General features: G+C 64.4%; 14 protein-coding genes. 8 read left to right on the forward strand and 6 right to left on the reverse strand.

What is annotated here, in order from left to right; all coding sequences use genetic code 11:
- Positions 1 to 3: 3 nt before the first annotated feature.
- Complete coding sequence (locus tag GV155_RS09035) at positions 4 to 1,779, forward strand: GNAT family N-acetyltransferase (protein ID WP_160007257.1); 1,776 nt, start codon at positions 4 to 6, stop codon at positions 1,777 to 1,779.
- 28 nt (positions 1,780 to 1,807) lie between these two features.
- On the opposite strand, the gene GV155_RS09040 is transcribed toward GV155_RS09035, so the two are convergent.
- Complete coding sequence (locus GV155_RS09040; RefSeq protein ID WP_160007259.1) at positions 1,808 to 2,086, reverse strand: hypothetical protein; 279 nt, start codon at positions 2,084 to 2,086, stop codon at positions 1,808 to 1,810.
- 333 nt (positions 2,087 to 2,419) lie between these two features.
- Between GV155_RS09040 and GV155_RS09045 the strand changes: the two genes are divergently transcribed.
- Positions 2,420 to 3,580: a tyrosine-type recombinase/integrase gene (locus GV155_RS09045; RefSeq protein WP_160007261.1), complete on the forward strand. Its 1,161-nt coding sequence runs from the start codon at positions 2,420 to 2,422 to the stop codon at positions 3,578 to 3,580.
- A gap of 66 nt (positions 3,581 to 3,646) precedes the next feature.
- Here the strand turns inward: GV155_RS09045 and GV155_RS09050 are convergent, their stop codons facing one another.
- Positions 3,647 to 4,387: a hypothetical protein gene (locus GV155_RS09050; protein ID WP_160007263.1), complete on the reverse strand. Its 741-nt coding sequence runs from the start codon at positions 4,385 to 4,387 to the stop codon at positions 3,647 to 3,649.
- A 385-nt stretch (positions 4,388 to 4,772) separates the two neighbouring features.
- Between GV155_RS09050 and GV155_RS09055 the strand changes: the two genes are divergently transcribed.
- The 3 genes from GV155_RS09055 to GV155_RS09065 all read left to right on the forward strand — a co-directional run bounded on the left by GV155_RS09055 (position 4,773) and on the right by GV155_RS09065 (position 6,639).
- On the forward strand, positions 4,773 to 5,471 hold the full coding sequence (locus GV155_RS09055; protein WP_160007265.1) for a hypothetical protein: 699 nt from the start codon (positions 4,773 to 4,775) through the stop codon (positions 5,469 to 5,471).
- Between the two features lie 68 nt (positions 5,472 to 5,539).
- Positions 5,540 to 6,235, forward strand: coding sequence for a hypothetical protein (locus GV155_RS09060; protein WP_160007267.1), 696 nt, complete (start codon positions 5,540 to 5,542; stop codon positions 6,233 to 6,235).
- 182 nt (positions 6,236 to 6,417) lie between these two features.
- A complete protein-coding gene (locus GV155_RS09065; protein ID WP_160007269.1) occupies positions 6,418 to 6,639 on the forward strand; it encodes a hypothetical protein in 222 nt (73 codons plus the stop codon).
- A gap of 102 nt (positions 6,640 to 6,741) precedes the next feature.
- Here the strand turns inward: GV155_RS09065 and GV155_RS09070 are convergent, their stop codons facing one another.
- From GV155_RS09070 to GV155_RS09080, 3 genes are all read right to left on the reverse strand, one after another.
- Positions 6,742 to 7,221 (reverse strand): hypothetical protein, encoded by a 480-nt coding sequence (locus GV155_RS09070; protein ID WP_160007271.1) that lies wholly within the window; start codon positions 7,219 to 7,221, stop codon positions 6,742 to 6,744.
- A gap of 203 nt (positions 7,222 to 7,424) precedes the next feature.
- Positions 7,425 to 8,231, reverse strand: a complete 807-nt coding sequence (locus tag GV155_RS09075) for a hypothetical protein (RefSeq protein ID WP_160007273.1) — start codon at positions 8,229 to 8,231, stop codon at positions 7,425 to 7,427.
- A 409-nt stretch (positions 8,232 to 8,640) separates the two neighbouring features.
- Entirely contained in the window at positions 8,641 to 10,233 is a 1,593-nt protein-coding gene (locus GV155_RS09080; protein ID WP_160007275.1) for a hypothetical protein, read from the reverse strand.
- A gap of 630 nt (positions 10,234 to 10,863) precedes the next feature.
- Between GV155_RS09080 and GV155_RS09085 the strand changes: the two genes are divergently transcribed.
- Positions 10,864 to 12,072 (forward strand): IS110 family transposase, encoded by a 1,209-nt coding sequence (locus tag GV155_RS09085; RefSeq protein WP_160007277.1) that lies wholly within the window; start codon positions 10,864 to 10,866, stop codon positions 12,070 to 12,072.
- A 161-nt stretch (positions 12,073 to 12,233) separates the two neighbouring features.
- The gene (locus GV155_RS09090) at positions 12,234 to 13,016 is read left to right on the forward strand and encodes a trypsin-like peptidase domain-containing protein (RefSeq protein ID WP_160007279.1); all 783 of its coding nucleotides are present in this window, start codon (positions 12,234 to 12,236) and stop codon (positions 13,014 to 13,016) included.
- Positions 13,017 to 13,064: 48 nt separating this feature from the next.
- On the opposite strand, the gene GV155_RS09095 is transcribed toward GV155_RS09090, so the two are convergent.
- Positions 13,065 to 14,477 (reverse strand): AlbA family DNA-binding domain-containing protein, encoded by a 1,413-nt coding sequence (locus GV155_RS09095; protein ID WP_160007281.1) that lies wholly within the window; start codon positions 14,475 to 14,477, stop codon positions 13,065 to 13,067.
- A 194-nt stretch (positions 14,478 to 14,671) separates the two neighbouring features.
- On the opposite strand from GV155_RS09095, the gene GV155_RS09100 reads away from it, so the two are divergent.
- Entirely contained in the window at positions 14,672 to 15,787 is a 1,116-nt protein-coding gene (locus GV155_RS09100; RefSeq protein ID WP_160007283.1) for an AbiH family protein, read from the forward strand.
- Positions 15,788 to 15,882: the final 95 nt, after the last annotated feature.

Below are 15,882 nucleotides of genomic sequence, written 5' to 3' on the forward strand. Positions count from 1 at the left end.
GGGATGCGGCTTACCAACGTGGCGCAGCTGCGCCTGCCGTTCGGTCGGCTGTGGGGGTACGACCTGGCCGTCGGCGCCACCGGCGACGAGCTCCCGGTCTCCTTCGACCAGCGACGTCACGTCGGCAACGGGGACCGCGCCGGGTCGTGGATGGCCCTGTCGTTCCGGCTCACGGAGCCGGTGGACCGCGACGACCTCGCGACGGCGTGGCTCGCCGTCGTCGCACGGCACGGCACGCTGCGCTCGGTGTTCTCTCCCGGCGCGGACGGACCGGTGCTGCACCAGGTGGAGGTGGGACCCGGCGGGTGGGCCGAGCACGCCATCGCCCCCGGCCAGGCGCCCAACGACGCGCTGCGCGAGGTGCTGGACGAGGCGTGCTCGCCGTACCGGCGTCCCTCGCACCGGCTCTGCGTCCTGGAGACGGCGACTGGGCCGACGGTGGTGGTCGCCGCCGACCACGCCCACACCGACCTGTGGTCGATGCTCGTCGTCGCCCGCGACCTCCTCGGGGGTCTGGGCGCGGTGGGTGCCGGTCGCGCGCCCGCGGTCGGGGCGGTGCCGGCGTTCGCCGAGCACACCGCGTCCTTGCGGGAACGGCCCACGGCGCCGCCGGAGGTACGCGCGCGGTGGGCGGAGATCCTCGGCGCCTGCGGCGACGTGATGCCGCGGTTCCCGATGCCGCTGGGCGACGTCACGACGCCGCAACGCGAGCGGGTCGAGGTGCGCGACGTCCTCGACGTCGACGACAGCGCCGCCTTCTCGGCCCAGGCCCGCGACGACGGCGTCTCCACCCTGACGCTCGTCGTCTCCGCCATGACCGCCGTGACCCAGGACCTCGCACAGACCCCGCTGCGCGCGGTGTTCCCGGTGCACAGCAGGTACGACGCGACCTGGCACGACTCGGTGGGCTGGTTCATCACCAACTCCGTGCTGGAGTCGACCGACCCGGCCCCGCGGGCCTGCGCGGCTGCGCTCAAGGAGGCGATCGGGCTCGGGTCCTGGGCCCTCGAGGACATCCTGAAGCCGTGGGGAGGGATGCCCGAGGCGCCCGGGATGTTCGCGATCTCCTGGCTCGACCTGCGCCGCCTGCCGGTCCGCATCGACGCCACCGGCCTGGAGGCGCAGTACGTCGGGGCCGCGATCCGCACCGACGGCGTCATGCTCTGGTTCGTGCTGGACGAGTCCGGACTGCACCTGCGCTGCCGCTACCCCGACACCGTCGAGGCCCGGGACAGCGTGGGCCGTTGGCTCGACGCCCTGGTCGCACGGCTGCGTACGGCCGCCCGCGCCTCGGTGGGCGGCCGGCTGGTCCTCGGTGACCGGGTGTTCCGGGTGCAGCGGGCGGCTCGCGCCGACGTCGCTGCCCTGGCTGCGCTGTTGGCCGACGAAGAGGGCGATGGGGCGAGTGGGCTGGGGGAGGGGACTGACCTGGCGCACCACGAGGCGGCGTACGACGCCATCAGCCGCGACCCAGCCCAGTACCTCGCCGCGGTGCGTGACGAGGGCGACCGGATCGTGGGCACGATGCAGCTCACGGTCATCCCGGGTCTCTCGCGGGGCGGCACGACCCGGTTGCACGTCGAGGGCGTCCGGGTGGCTCCCGCGGAGCGCGGGACCGGCTTGGCCGCCGCGATGCTCGACTGGGCGCACGTGCACGGACGGGTACGCGGCGCCACGGTCGCCCAGGCGAGCACCGACTCCGCCCGGGACCGGCCGGACGCGTTCTACCGGCGGCTGGGGTACGAGAGCACGCACCTGGGGTTCGAGCGGCAGCTCTGACCCGTGCCGGCGCGGCCGTCCACCTGCGTCAGGTGCGGCGCCGGCCCAGTCGGAAGCCGACGGCCGCGGCGACGACCAGCAGCCCGATGGCTGCCAGTGCAGCGCCGGCCAGCTGCCACCACGACACGATCACGACCGACCCGTCGAGCGGAGAGTCGCCCCAGCCCATGGTCCAGTCGGGGTCCTCGCTCAGGGGCGTGTAGGCGAACCAGCCGAAGTCCGCCGGACCAGGCTGGTTGGCGAGACCAAGGACGACACCGCCGACCACGAGGACCAGGCCGAGGATCCACCACAGATGACGACGCATCTGGTGAGTATCGACGACCCGGCGGGGGAGCGGCGATGCCTTATGTCCATGAAGCGGCTGCGGGGGGATCGAGTTCTTGTTGAGGTGGAAAGCGAAACGGGTGATGTGAAAAGAATTGATCTACCTCCCATGAGCAATAGGAATTGGAGGCGATATTGGGTTTGAATTGTTGAGATCGGGGCTACCGCAAGACCTGGCCTGACGTCCAGTTTCGTCGTAAACTCGCAGGTCAGGCCATGTTTGGTCTTGTGACAGAAGCGGACGGCAATGGACACAAATAGACGCCGTTGTTCCTCGCTTGTTCCTCGAAAAGCGACACTGGGAGTGCACAAGATGCCTCGCAAGAAGGAGAGTCGACGGCGCAGTTTCGGCCGGATCGAGCCCCTCAACTCGGGTCGATATCGTGCGGCCTACATGGGCCCGGACGGCGAGCTCCACCGCGCACCCGTCACCTTCTCCGCCCGTGACGATGCCACCGCGTGGCTGTCGGCTCGCCGCGCCGAGATCGAGATGCAGGTGTGGGCGCCGGATGCGTCGTCGCGGGGCAGCTTTCGGCGGTCGACCCCGACCTTTCAGGCCTACGCCGACCTGTGGGTCGAGACGCGGAAGACGAAGGGCCGCGAGCTGCGGCCGACAACGCGTCGGCAGTACCTGATGTTGCTGGACAAGTTCATCTACCCGACGTTCGGCGAGGTACGCATCGACCGCATCACAGCAGAGGACGTCAACGCCTGGTACGACGGTCTGGCGCCCGGGCGGGAGACGATCCGGGCCCAGTCGTACAGCCTGCTGCGCACGGTCTTCAACAGTGCCGCGTCGGAGCGACCGACCCCGTTCATCCCCTATAACCCCGCCCATATCCGCGGCGCCGGCAACACCAAGCGCGCCCATCACGTGGAGCCGGCGACGCTCGAGGAGTTGCGGATCATCGTCGACGAGCTGCCGGACCGCTACAAGCTGATGGCCCTGTTGGCCGCGTGGTGCGCCATGCGTTTCGGAGAGCTCGCGGAGCTGCGCCGAGGCGACATCGACCTACGGACGAACCGGGTCAAGATCCGGCGGGGTGTGGTGCGCGTGGACGGCAAGTTCATCGTCGGGCCGCCCAAGAGTGATGCAGGGAGCCGAGACGTCGCGATCCCGCCGCACCTCGCCCCGCTGGTCAAAGACCACCTCGCCGACCACACGGCGGCCGGCCGGGACGCCCTGCTGTTCCCGGCATCGGCGGACGAGAACCTGCACATGGCGCCGTCGACGCTCTACAAGGTTTTCTACCCGGCTCGGAAGGCGGCCGGTCGCCCGGATCTACGTTGGCACGATCTGCGCCACACAGGTGCTGTCCTGGCCGCTCAGACAGGCGCAACGTTGGCCGAACTGATGGGCCGCCTGGGTCACACCACACCGGGTGCCGCGATGCGGTATCAGCACGCTGCCGCTGACCGCGACGCCGAGATCGCGAGACGACTCTCTGAGTTCGCGCTGGGCGGTAGCGCGTAAGCTGCGGACCCACCTCGCGGTTCCCACCTGTTGGCCACAGAGGGCCGGGCGAGCCAACTCAGACCTTCAATTGTCGTCGTGGTCGCGGTGGTGGGTCTGAACGAAGTGGATCAATTCTTCGGCTTGAGCCTCCTCGTTGCGAGACCACGCGTAGGAGCGCGCATTCGCGTAGTCGCGACGAAAAGTCACGAAGGCGGGCGGCGGCGTGGGGGTCCCGGAATCCTGGATTTCTGGGCCTGCGTTGCGCGTCGATGCGATCCGGATCCCCGACCAGCCGTCCGCACGGATCGTCAGTCCTGTGCTGGCGCGAACGTCGGCGACATGCGGACGTTCTACCTGCACGCGGACGACCTCCCCGTGACCGTCCCGGGATGGTTCGTGGACCCAGCCGACCGGAAGTGTGGCGGGCGTCCCGTCGCCGGTTATCAGCGCGAGACCATCCGTATCAAGAATCATGTCCACGAAGACGGCCCAGCGAAAGAACTCGCCGAACCCGGGCGAGGACGAGACGTCGTGATCGGCCATCCACGTGAGCGCTGCCGCGCACATCTCTGAACGCCCAACAGCGAGCTCGTCCTCAAGGTTGAGCGCGGCCGTTAGGTCCTCGAGGGACGCCGGGTAGCCGAGGTGATGAGACGACTCAAGACCGGCCTGGTTGGTGGTGTGGAACACCGGGCCACGTGCGATCAGAGTGATCCCGACCACGAGCACCTGCCCCGAGTCGGTCGGGATTGCCCGCAGAGCGAGGACGGCAGCGTCGCGCCCGGTCTCATCGTCGTCAGATCGGATGCGGAGGTCCGATGTCATGAATGAAGGATTGCATCCACGACGCTCGATGGGGACCCTGGCGGAGGCGCACTTGTCGACCCAGAGTGACCTGCAGTGCGCCCGGAGTAACTGCGCGGCATCGATGTCAACTGCTGACCCCTTTGGGGGCACGGCGTCGCGCGCGACGTCGGAGCCCCGACGCATCGCGGTTGGCATTCTGAACTTGACTGACAGTCGCGGTGGAATGCGGCGGTCCAGCCGTCGGGGGTTACTGAGCTGGGCGGGCGGGTCGACTGCAGCTACGGTTCGGTTTGGTCCTGCTTCGCGCGCTGACGGCCGGCGGCGCTGAACTCGGTGTGTCGCGCTTACTGAAGCGGGACACCGAAGTGCGGGCCGGGCCGGTGGAGGCCAGTAGGTTGGCACGATGGCCAGTGCGGTGCGGCGACTCCTCGATGAGCTGTCGTGGGAGGGCAACGCTCGCAAGTACCGAGGGGGAGGTCTCGGCCTCGAGAACGTGTTAACGACCGAGGTGTTCCAGGCCCTCGACTTCCTTCCGCGCGATGCCTTTCTTGGTGCGGTGCTGCGCGCGGCCGCGGGCGCGGATGCCGTCCGTGATCACGCGGCCGCTCAGGTGGAGCGGGCGGTAGTCGATGTCCTGCCTGGTGACCTGATCGAGCCCGATCTGTCATTGCGGGTCCAGCCTGACGTGGTGATTAGTTCGCCGAGCACGTATGTGTTTGTGGAGGCTAAGAGGATCAGATCACCGTTGTTTTCGGTGGAGCAGGTGGCGCGTGAGCTGCTGGTGACCGCACACCACAGCGCGGGTCGTCAGTCGCTCCTGCTGCTGGTGCTTGGCACACCACCGCCGTTGCGGGTGAAGGGACACGGCGCAGCGCCGGTTGATGAAGCCCTGCAACTGGGCGTGGACAGTATCTCCGCGCGGCTGGGGCGCGAACTTCCGGTACTGGACGCGGCTTCATCGGTCGCCTATGTCACCTGGTCCGAGATAGCGGCGCAGGCCGAGCGTGCCGGCGCCGCTTACCGCGCGACCGATGACGGTGCGGGCCAGACCGTTCAACGGCTCGTGGCGTCACTGACACAAGCCGTGCGAGTCCACGGCTAGCGGTGGCTGCTCCCCGGGCAGCTCCGTGAAGGTTGCTGTGGCAACCGGGCGACGCCAGACTCTCCGGGATGCCTACCTTCCTCACGCAGCTCGCTCGTATCGACACCGATAGGGCGGTAGCCCTCGCCCGGGAGGAACTGGGCGAGCGTGGCTCGTGGCCTTCTCCGGTCCGTTTGGAGGGTCTCGGTCTGTGCGTGTTGAACGCGGTCTTCAGCACGGGTAACCAGTCCGACGCGGTTGTGCGCGTGCTGGGTCGCTACTGCGCACGTCGCGACGAGCAGGGGGCCGATCCCAAGCGCGACGGCCCAGATGAGTTGATCGCGGAGATCGAGCGGTGCGGAGGGCCGGATGAGTTCGCCGATGAGCTGGACAACCACTGGCGCGCGTGGCAGTCGAAGGCCGCCCCGTACAAGACCACGGTCATCCTCGGTGCCGCGCAGCTGTTGAAAGGATCAGACGTTCAGACGAGCGACGACTTAAAGCTGGCCATGGCATCGGCGGACGAGCACAACCGGCTCAAGTCCGGGTGGCTGGCCCTGCCTGGTCAACGAAGCGGGTTGACGTGGCGCTACTTCCTGATGAATTCCGGCATGCCGGGGATCAAGGCGGACCGAATGATCACGCGCTGGGTGAGTCGTGCTGTTGGCCGGACGGTCAAGCCGACGGAGGCGGAGGCGATACTGCTCGCGGCTGCTGAGCGTTTGAGCGTCGATGCGAACCATCTCGATCACGCGGTCTGGGCGGTCCAGCGAGGTCGGAGGTAACACCTGGCCCAGCGCCGTCGCGAAGGAAAAGAGCCCGCAGCCGACTTTCAGGTGGCTGAATTCGTGGTTGCACGACCAAGTTCAACAGTTGGCGGAGGTCGAACGCGGAGTGACGCACCACGGTCATACGCTCGAGTTCAGCAGGCGTCATTTGCCAGTTTTGATGAGGAAGAGGAGCCGACATGGCTGACGATTACACGTCAATTGTTTACGACTACTTGAGGTCCCTGGGCCAGCCCGGCGACGAAGTCATGACCGCCATTCGCCCGTGGCTCGAACGTGAGTACGGCCTCAGCTATGCGGAGGCCGCCAAGGCTCGGTCGATCGCGATGAAGGAACTCAAGGCGCAGGGCAGGGCCGAGCGGTTGAATACGCGCAGTCGGTACGTGCGCATCCTCGCCTGAGTCGGACCTGCTGCCGGATCGGCGCACAGCGTCCGCCAGCGCAGAGGCGGTGGTATGACGCGGGTCCCGATTGAAGTCAGCGGGCCTGGCGGCTAACCGGCGCTACTCGACCAAACTCAGCAGCGACTCCCGCGCTCTGTCCATGACGATCGAAAGTTCCTCGCGCACTTGATCTGCAGAATCGCCGAGCGCCTTCTGGTCGGCGAGCGCCTTAAACGTTGTCACGGCGTCGACGAGCGTCCTGGCCCCTTCGACGACCGCCTTGTCGCGCCACAACAGTTGGACCCGGTACAGAGCGCTCCACGCACTCGCTCGGAGTTCGCGGAGCTCGAAAGCCACAGCGGTGTGGTCTGCGTCCACGCCTTGCGCACGCGCTTCGTACCAGTTTTGGAGTTGAGCCCTCCGGTAGGACATCAGCGTGTCCGCAAACTCGGCAAGCGCTTCTCTGCGGAGGTCGCTGATACGCCGTTGTTCCTCCGCCAAACTCCGACGGTCTTCGGCTCGGGCATGGAGCAACTGTGTTGAGAGTGACGCAGACAGCGTTCCCAGGATGCCGATGATGGCGATCCACAATGAGGTCATGCGCCTAGCGTTTCATGCCATCGTCGCTGGGACCCGGGCTCAAGCGGTGGTATGACGCTGGTGCCTCGCCCTGCGACTACTTGGCCCTTGCTGTCTTTACCAGGGGACTGCTCCGATTGTCTCGCCAAAGCGTCAGATCATGCCGCACAGAGCACAGGCAGACGCGAGTCGTCGGCAGGGTGCTTTGCGCTGAAGACAGACGGTCAGCGAGGGTCTCCCTCGAGTTCATCCGGCGGTCGGGCACCATCGAGAGCTCGCTGCCACTGTTCGCGGTACGTTCCCTCTTGGTCGAGTTGACGCGACAGCTCCGCTAGTTGGCGTTGTGCCATGAGGAGCCTTTGGCTTTTCACCACGGCCGTCGACTCAAGATCCGCCTGCAGAGGATCTAGCCAACGCGAGAAGGTTTCCTCGTATCGATCGACAAAGGTGGCGAAGCCGATCCAACTGCCTGGTGCGCCGTTCACCCGCATCAGCTCGGCCACCGCACGTTGCTCTTCACGCCATACCATAAAGGACTGCCCGTACTTGTCGCTGGCGAGCGTTCGGCCGATCTCTCGAAGAAGAGCGGCCACTGGGCGGGTCGCCTCATCGTCTCGAAACTGCAGTAAGACGACGCGGTCGTAGAGAGATTCAACGACGCACCAATACCGCGCGAACCTATAGAGGGTGCTAAGACTTGCGATAACTGCGCGATGGTCATCAGCGGAAAGGTACGCGAGAAAGTGCCGGCGCCGCATGTTGTCGAGGCGATCGGCGAGGTCAACCGCAGCAGAGACGAGGGGCTCCCGCGCTCGGTCGAGCTCCGCCTTCGCCGTCTTTTCGTGCTCCTCTAGCTTGGCCCGTTGTTCGAGGTCGGCCGTCAGAACTGCAAGCTCCCGTTGCTGAGACTGCTGTGCATCGGCCAGCCTGCCATTTGCATTACGTGTACGAGAGTTGTCAGCAAAACTCAAGCAGGCGACGATCAGGGCGGCCAGCGCAGCGATGAACGCTACAAGTACGTCGACGGCCATAGGACATCCAGGCACTTCTTGGCGCCGGCGGTCAACCCCCGGCGAGTACCCGGCAACTATAGGCGCGTCGTGCCGAGGCGCGCACGATCGACGGCACCCGGGCGGGACATCTCGGAAGCGAGCCACACCGCGTCCGCGAAGCCAGCCACTGACGAGGCTGACCGGTTTCGTGGTACGAACCACCTTCAGGACTACCCGGGCGCCAAGGTGCGACTCCCGGACCAGAAGTTGTGGCATGTGAAGCGTCGTGATCGCGGCGGAAAGACGCACCCTCTTTACGCACCGATCGCGGCCGTTTCGGACGCCGCCGGGATCCGGCCCGCCGGGCCTGGCCGCGTGAGACCCTCACGCGCGACCTACCCGTTACGTGGTAAGCGACCGTCGATGAGCCCCCTGTTGCCTGCAACGATCACGGGTTCGTGACCTCGGCGTGGGCGTATAGAAGCTGCCGCCACGTCCGTCCCGGTTGTGGCTTCGGAGTGAGCAGACTGCAGTCAAGCGGAACTGAGCAACCGCCCATCAGCTGATTCGCATCTGGCCTCAAGACTTTCGACTGGCTCATCGCGCGCGTGAGCTCAGAGCGGTTGGGGTTGAGAAATGAGATGAGCAGGTCGACTTCTTCGGTGGCGTAGATCCGCCATCGGTAGTGCCGGTTCCGAAACTTTAGAAAGCTACGAAGTTCGGCTGTAGAGCCCAAGGCCGTCGCAACGATGATCCAAGTGTGTATGTCCGCTGCGACGATCGGTACCAAGTCGCGCTCGGCCGTCGTCAAGTCGAGCATCATCGGATTGACTACCGACCCGCCGTAGGGATGAGCAAGGACGCAGATCCCCGAAACCTCCTCGGCACGAACGAACCGGGCCCCGGTCGCGTCGACAATAGGACTACGACCTGTTGTGAGAGCGTCGAGGCGCTCCCTGACCTGACCGATGGCCGCGACGACGTCGGTCTCGAAAGCGCCTCCGATCCCACCGATGCCGTTTGGCGTCATTCGTGCCTTGCATTCAAAGATCACCTCGACCGGATTGCCTAGGGCGCCGTCGAGTTCACCCTCGTCTGCCGGGGAAACCCGCACCTTTAGCGGCCTACCGGTGCTCGCTGGCTGAATGTTCAAGGCGTCAGCTAGACACAGCTGTGTGACGCGCTCGAAGAACTCTCCCTTGGAGGTTGCTGGCAAGCGCAGAGACGCAAGGCGATCGTCAGCGAGTTGGAGGACGGCGTGCTCGAGACCGAGGGCAGCCGGCAGAGTGGCGATCGGAAGAAGCTCACCGTTGGGGTACAAAATCCATGGCTTTGCGTTGATGTCCCGGTGGAAGATCGCGTCCTGAAGAGGCCTCCCCGCGAGGCTGCCCGCACGTTGCGCGAAGTTTTGGGCGAGCGCTTTGGCTGGTTGTGACAGGTTCAACGTGCCCGTGGTGAAGTAGCCGATAGTCGCGTCAAGCAACGCGTCGACGGCGCCCGGCGTCAGTTCGGGGATGCGCTGACTAGCGACCGGGTTCTGCGCCACCTCTTGAGCCATTGACGTACAGATGAGCCTGGTAACCCACGCGTACCGGATCTGCTGCGACGCGACACGGTGCAGGCCCTCCGCGTCAGCAGAGGTCGTGGCTAGAGACTGAGGGTCCGCGGTGATGAGGGTCAGAATGAAACGGACGGCCCACCACTCGCCGAGTTTCTTATAGCAACGCGTTGCGAGTTCCTTGGAACGGATCGTGCCCGAAGCAGTCGTCGCGAGCGTCCAAGTCAGTCTGGTAGCGAGGGACGACTTGACCAGCCACCGGACGTCCGGGTCATCCACATCCACAAATTCTGGAATCGCGATCATGGGGTCGGCGTCGCTAGCCAGGGCCCGGAATTCCTGCTCAAGCCGTGTCAGTTCTCGAGTCAACGCGGCGACTGACGACCGGAAAGTCGTTGTGCCCTTGACCTTCACGATTCGCGTGGTGCGGCTCGCCTCGCCTGAAAGCCAACCGAGCAAGTCCTTCGCGAGCGCTTCGTTCATTCTCTCCCCATATGCGTTTCGTCGATGGTCTGGCGCTTGTTCTCGACGCCGCCATTTGGCAACGCTCGCGCGGGCAGGCTACCGGCAGCCTTCGCGACCACGGCTTAAGCGCCGACCCGACCCCAGAACGCGATCACAATCGCGACGTACGCAACACCCCGCACACCCACGGCCAGAGACCACCTAGTCGGTCAACTGACATGGGGCGCGGGTCGCGGATTTCGACCACACAGGCTCAGGAACCGATTGAGCGTCCGTTCTCTCGCTCTCGTCCGCCCGGTCAATGTGCTGACGGCCAGAGGATGAGTGGGAGCCCGCTGCTGGGCCAGTAGTCGCACTTCCACCTATTGCGGCGACCGCTCATCGGCACGACAGTGCGTTCCGGGACCGCGCCAGCTCGCGGCTACTAGACGATTCCGTTAGGACCGGTGTCTGGCCAGACTCGGTCTAGGTGATCGGCGGGCAGCTCTCCATGCGGCTGCCCACCGGCTGTTCTGGTGTGGCTCACTTCCGGTCTTCGGCCCGCCGGTCACCGTGACGAGGCGTGGCTCAAGAAGGGGACTGCCCAGCTCGTAGTAGCAATGCCCACCTCGCCGTCCACACCGGATCGAGCACAGGCGGGAGCAGTACATGGTTCAGCAGTCAGAGCGCGTGATTATCGGGGTCGATCCCCACAAGCTGTCCGCGACGATCGAGGTCGTCGACCAGCATGAGCAGTTGCTCGGGTCGGGCCGGTTCACTACAGACCGTGCCGGCTACGCCGCGATGCGCGGATACGCGAAGACTTGGCCGGACCGGGTTTGGGCCGTCGAAGGAGCCAACGGTGCCGGACGACCTCTCGCGCAACGGCTCCTCGAAGACAGCGAACGTGTTGTCGACGTGCCAGCCAAGCTGTCTGCTCGGGTCCGGCTTTTCGACACCGGCCACAACCGCAAGACCGACGCCCACGACGCCCACGCGGTCGCGGCCGTCGCGGTACGCACCAAGAATCTGCGAGTGCTGCAGGTCGACGGCGAACTCGAAGCACTGCGAATGCTCACCGACCGCCGCGAAGCACTCACCCGCCGGCGGTTCCAGACCGTCGACCGTCTTCAGGCCCTGCTCGCAGAACTCCTGCCAGGACAGGCCAAACGCGACCTCACCACCGGCCAGGCCAAGGCCATGCTCGCCTCTGTCCGGCCTCGCGACATCGCCGGGAAGACCCGACGACGCATCGCCGCCGAGGAGCTCGCCGAGCTGATCGCGGTCGAGGCCAAGATCAAGAAGTCGACCGCCGAGTTGATGGCCATCGTGTTGGCCCGCGGCTCACACCTGATGAACATCCACGGCGTCGGACCCGTCGTCGCCGCGAGGACGCTCGCCGACGTCGGTGACGTCACCCGGTTCGCTGACCGCAACCGGTTCGCGTCCTGGACCGGCACCGCACCCCTCGACGCCTCGTCGGGTGAGCAGAACCGGCACCGGCTCTCACGCGCCGGGAACCGGCGGATGAACCACATGATCCACATCGCCGCGATGAGCCAGATCCGCCTCGACACCGACGGCCGCGTCTACTACCGACGCAAGCGAGCCGAGGGCAAGAAGTCCCTCGAAGCAATCAGGTGCCTCAAGCGCAGGATCTCCGATGCCATCTACCGCCAACTGATCGAGGACGCACAACGCGCCGCCGGGGACGCTGGCACGGGTCCGGGAGGGCACTGCGGGGCGACTCTTCGATCCAGCGCGGTCGACCTGCACCCGCACATCGACACTTCGGATCAGCCACTTCCCGGACCCGCGAATCAGACGCTACGCCCGACGCCGCCAACCCGGAAGAGGTCACTCGAGACCACCGGTTGACAACAGAAGGGAGCCGGAATGACGCTGGGACGCCGTCCGTCCACGAGCTGAGGAGCTGTTGACCTTAAGTGGCTAACTAGGAGGATCTGCGAGCTCAACTCAGCGCTTGAGGGCGAGCGCTGACTGCGCCGAATCCTTCTGGAATCTGGCAGGCTCAACTCGTGCTCCAAGTCTCCTTGCCTTCGGTCCAGTCTTTGCGCGTCTTCATGACGGTGCGAGATCAGGTTCTGTCGTCGGGTACGGCGTTCCTGATCGAGGAGGGCGGAACCACGTTTCTCGTTACGAACCGCCACAACCTCTCCGGTCGACGCTCAGACACTGACGAGGTGCTCAGCAAGACTGCAGCGACCCCTGACTCAGTCACAGTCCTTCACAATTCTGACTCGGGCCCCGGCCACTGGGTAGTCGTCAAGGAGCCCCTGCTCGATCAAGATGGTCGGCCCCTCTGGCTAGAACATCCAGTTCATGGTGGTCTGGTGGACGTCGTTGCCCTTCCACTTACGCAACTTGCAGGAGTGAGTACGTTCCCCTACGCCTTCGATGAGCTTGCGATTCAACTCCCGCGCCACATCACCCTGGACTTGTACGTGGTGGGCTACCCCTTCGGTCAAGGCTCGCTCGGGGATTCGGCAGCACATGGAGTCGCACTTTGGACTCGAGGCACGATCGCGTCTGAATGGACCCTCGATCACAGTGACCTACCGCGGTTCCTGATCGACGCTAGAACTCGCCCTGGACAGTCCGGTTCGCCAGTGATCTATTACAGTCCAGGTGGCAGCCTGATGCTGCGCGACGGGACTATCGGCGTTGCGAATGGTGAAGTCGTAGAACTATTCGGGTGCTATTCCGGACGTGTCAACGCCGAGAGTGATCTCGGGGTGGTTTGGAAGACCTCTGCTATTGAACAGGTCGTGCACCGTGGAGTGCGCCCCGCAATGCTGTGACAGGCAGCACAGGTGTAGCAACGAGGGACAGTATGCGCGAAGGGTCCCTCATAAGGACTGAGAATACCGCGGACGAAGAGGCAATCCACGATCTGTGGCCCACCGCTCTACGTCCTGAGCCTGCCTGCCCCATCCCCAAGCGATGATTGCGCCATCGGCATCGAGTTGGCCCGATTCGGACAACCCGAAATGGTGAAGGAGCACCGTATGAGCGTTGCGCGCTGCGCGTAGTCTACCGACCTGGTCTTGGCCTTGATCAAGGTCGACAGCGCTCCGGGCCTGAATCGGGCGGGGGATCGCGCGGGTACCCCGAATCCGATGCAAGCCCTCATTCGATGCGGACTGAATTGTTAATGGAGTATCGAATGGTTCGGTGACCAGGCCCTGCTTCGCAAGCCCAATCACCACCTCAGCCGATCCCCAGGATCCTGCTTGATAATTAGCCCAGGAAACGGCGATGTCTGCAAGCAAGATCGTGTCGTCCGCGAGCGTGAGTTCGCCGATGCACGCTCGGTCCTCGCGACTGGATCTGGTAGTGATCGGCGTTGCCGCAAACACCCTTCCGTCCACATACAACTCTAGATACGCATCTCGCGGGTCGGTGTCTTCGCCGCCCACGCGAGCTGCCGAGCCTGAGATCGTGACACGCTCCGGAGCAGCTGTAGGCGTTCCATGAAGGTTGAAAATTCGGCTCAGTGGCGAAGCAAATCCGTACTCGCGCCACCAGTTCGTAATGGTTTCGACTGCGTGCTGGTCCAGACGTTGAGGTGCCGGTGACTCGGGGACGATCGCCAGGTATAGCCAGATCTCGTCCTCAGCCCGCTGGAGGGCACCAAGCCCTGCCTCGAGTGTCTCTACCCGGAGCGCCTGGCGCGCTGAGCGTCCGGCAAAGCGGGCTCGGTAACGCTCCGCCACTTCGTGCTCGAGGAGCCAGCGCGTGTCGGTGCCGTCTCGAACTGGGTACTGCAGCGGTCGCCGAGTGTTGCCTGTTGCGCCTTGGACCGCATGCGGCGCAGCTGGGCTCGGCGGGACAATCAGTGCTAGGTAGTATCCGCCGTCAGCGGACTCGATGGCGATGGAATAGAACTGTGGCGATGGGCTGGAGTAGTTGAGAAGCGCCTGACGCAGGCGCTGGGTGACTGCGCCGGGGTCGGCAACAGTGGGCTCGGCCCTTGTCGCGATGTCGTTCTCATCACGAATACCGACCAGGATGAGGCCGCCGAGGTGGTTGGCGAAGGCGCAAACGTCCTTCGCGAACTCCTGCTCAGCGCCCCAGCTTCTATCCGCCTGAGTTGCAACGGTTCCAGACTCGCTGAGGTGCGGCCTCAACTTGAAGTCCAGTTGGTCGGTTTCGCGCGCACCAACCTCGACCAGGCGCTTGATAACGGCTTCCGTCAACCCGCTCTCGTCGAGCGAAGTCTCGAGCACGGCTTCGAGTGCGGCTGAACGCCAGATTGGCACGGCAAGGTCCTCCAAAAGTCGGGGTACGCCAAACCTATCGGGAGCTAGCGGCGGAACGGGCAAAACTCGGCGGACACCGACGAGTGCAGCGCAACACGGTTGACGCCACGGCGCCCCAGCCATGGGTAGGTTGACGTCGAACAAGTTGACGGAAGAGGAATCGAATGTCTACAGACGGTCGCGGACCAGGCTACGTGGATTACTCGCAGAACATGTTCAAGAAATTGGACAAGCAACACAACATTATGGTGCTCGTCGGGAACGGATTCGACATCCAAGTTCTGAAAGACTACAGACAACCGGTCGATTCTCGTTACTCGTCCTTTTATTACCACCTTAAGATGCGTGACTTCGACTCGGCGAACCGCCTGCTAGTCCATATGGAGGAGGCGCTAGCGGATGGTTGCGAGAACTGGGGTGACATCGAAGCTGCAGTCACGGCCGCAGTGGAGACAGGTCGGCATCGGGCGGGAGAGATTTTCGCAGACCTCCGAGCTATGCAGGCGCAATTCGCGGAGTTCCTGCAGGGAGTGGTTCCGAACCGACTGCTGGGTGACCTAGGGGCGGACGCTGTCGCGAACGGATGGAGCATGAGGAGCCTCGCCGAATTCCTGCACGACATCAGAGACGCACAAACGTTCAATTCCATGCAATTCCCGGTCAACGCCGGAACCCACTATGGTCTGTTCAACTTCCTCTTCGTGAACTTCAACTACACAACGTTGCTCGACAATTATGTCTTCCTTGATCAACTGCAGTTCACTCCACGAAAGTGGTCGACAGTCGACACCAACTTCTCGTTCAAGAACGACCCGGGTGGGCACCTTCACCCGAGCAACGCCACCGATGCCGGGCAGTCTGGCTACGTCCTCACCGATGTAGTACATCCTCACGGTGTTCTGAGCACCCCCCGCTCGCTGCTCTTGGGCATAGATGCGGAAGACGACTACGACAAGGGCCAGAACCCGTACAACCAGCTAAAAAAGCCCTACTGGGCGCAGAGCAACGTGCTTTTCCGAAGCCACTTCGCTCAGACCGAACTCTTCATCGTCTTCGGGTGCTCGCTCGGTGAGAGCGACGGATGGTGGTGGCGCAACATCGCCCAGGCCGTAAGCAGTGGCAATGCCGAGGTAATCATCTATCGTCGGAAAGAGATCGGACTGACGCAGCAGTCGGTCAAGGACTTGTTCCTGAGGGTTGCCGGGTTCGAGCGCCCAAGCGAAGTTCGAACGGAACTAGAGAAGAAACTATGCGTCATTATCTACGAGGATTCCGATGATCGCGTTTTTTTGAGCACTAAACGCATTTGAGGGACCGCCTTTCGCGCGTAGCCGCCCTCAACGGGGCCACGGCGCAGGAGTCGAACCGAACGAGCCTCGCGCGTGCAGTTAAGGGACACTCGCAG

It is taken from the genome of Nocardioides sp. AX2bis (assembly GCF_902506435.1).
Taxonomy (GTDB): domain Bacteria; phylum Actinomycetota; class Actinomycetes; order Propionibacteriales; family Nocardioidaceae; genus Nocardioides.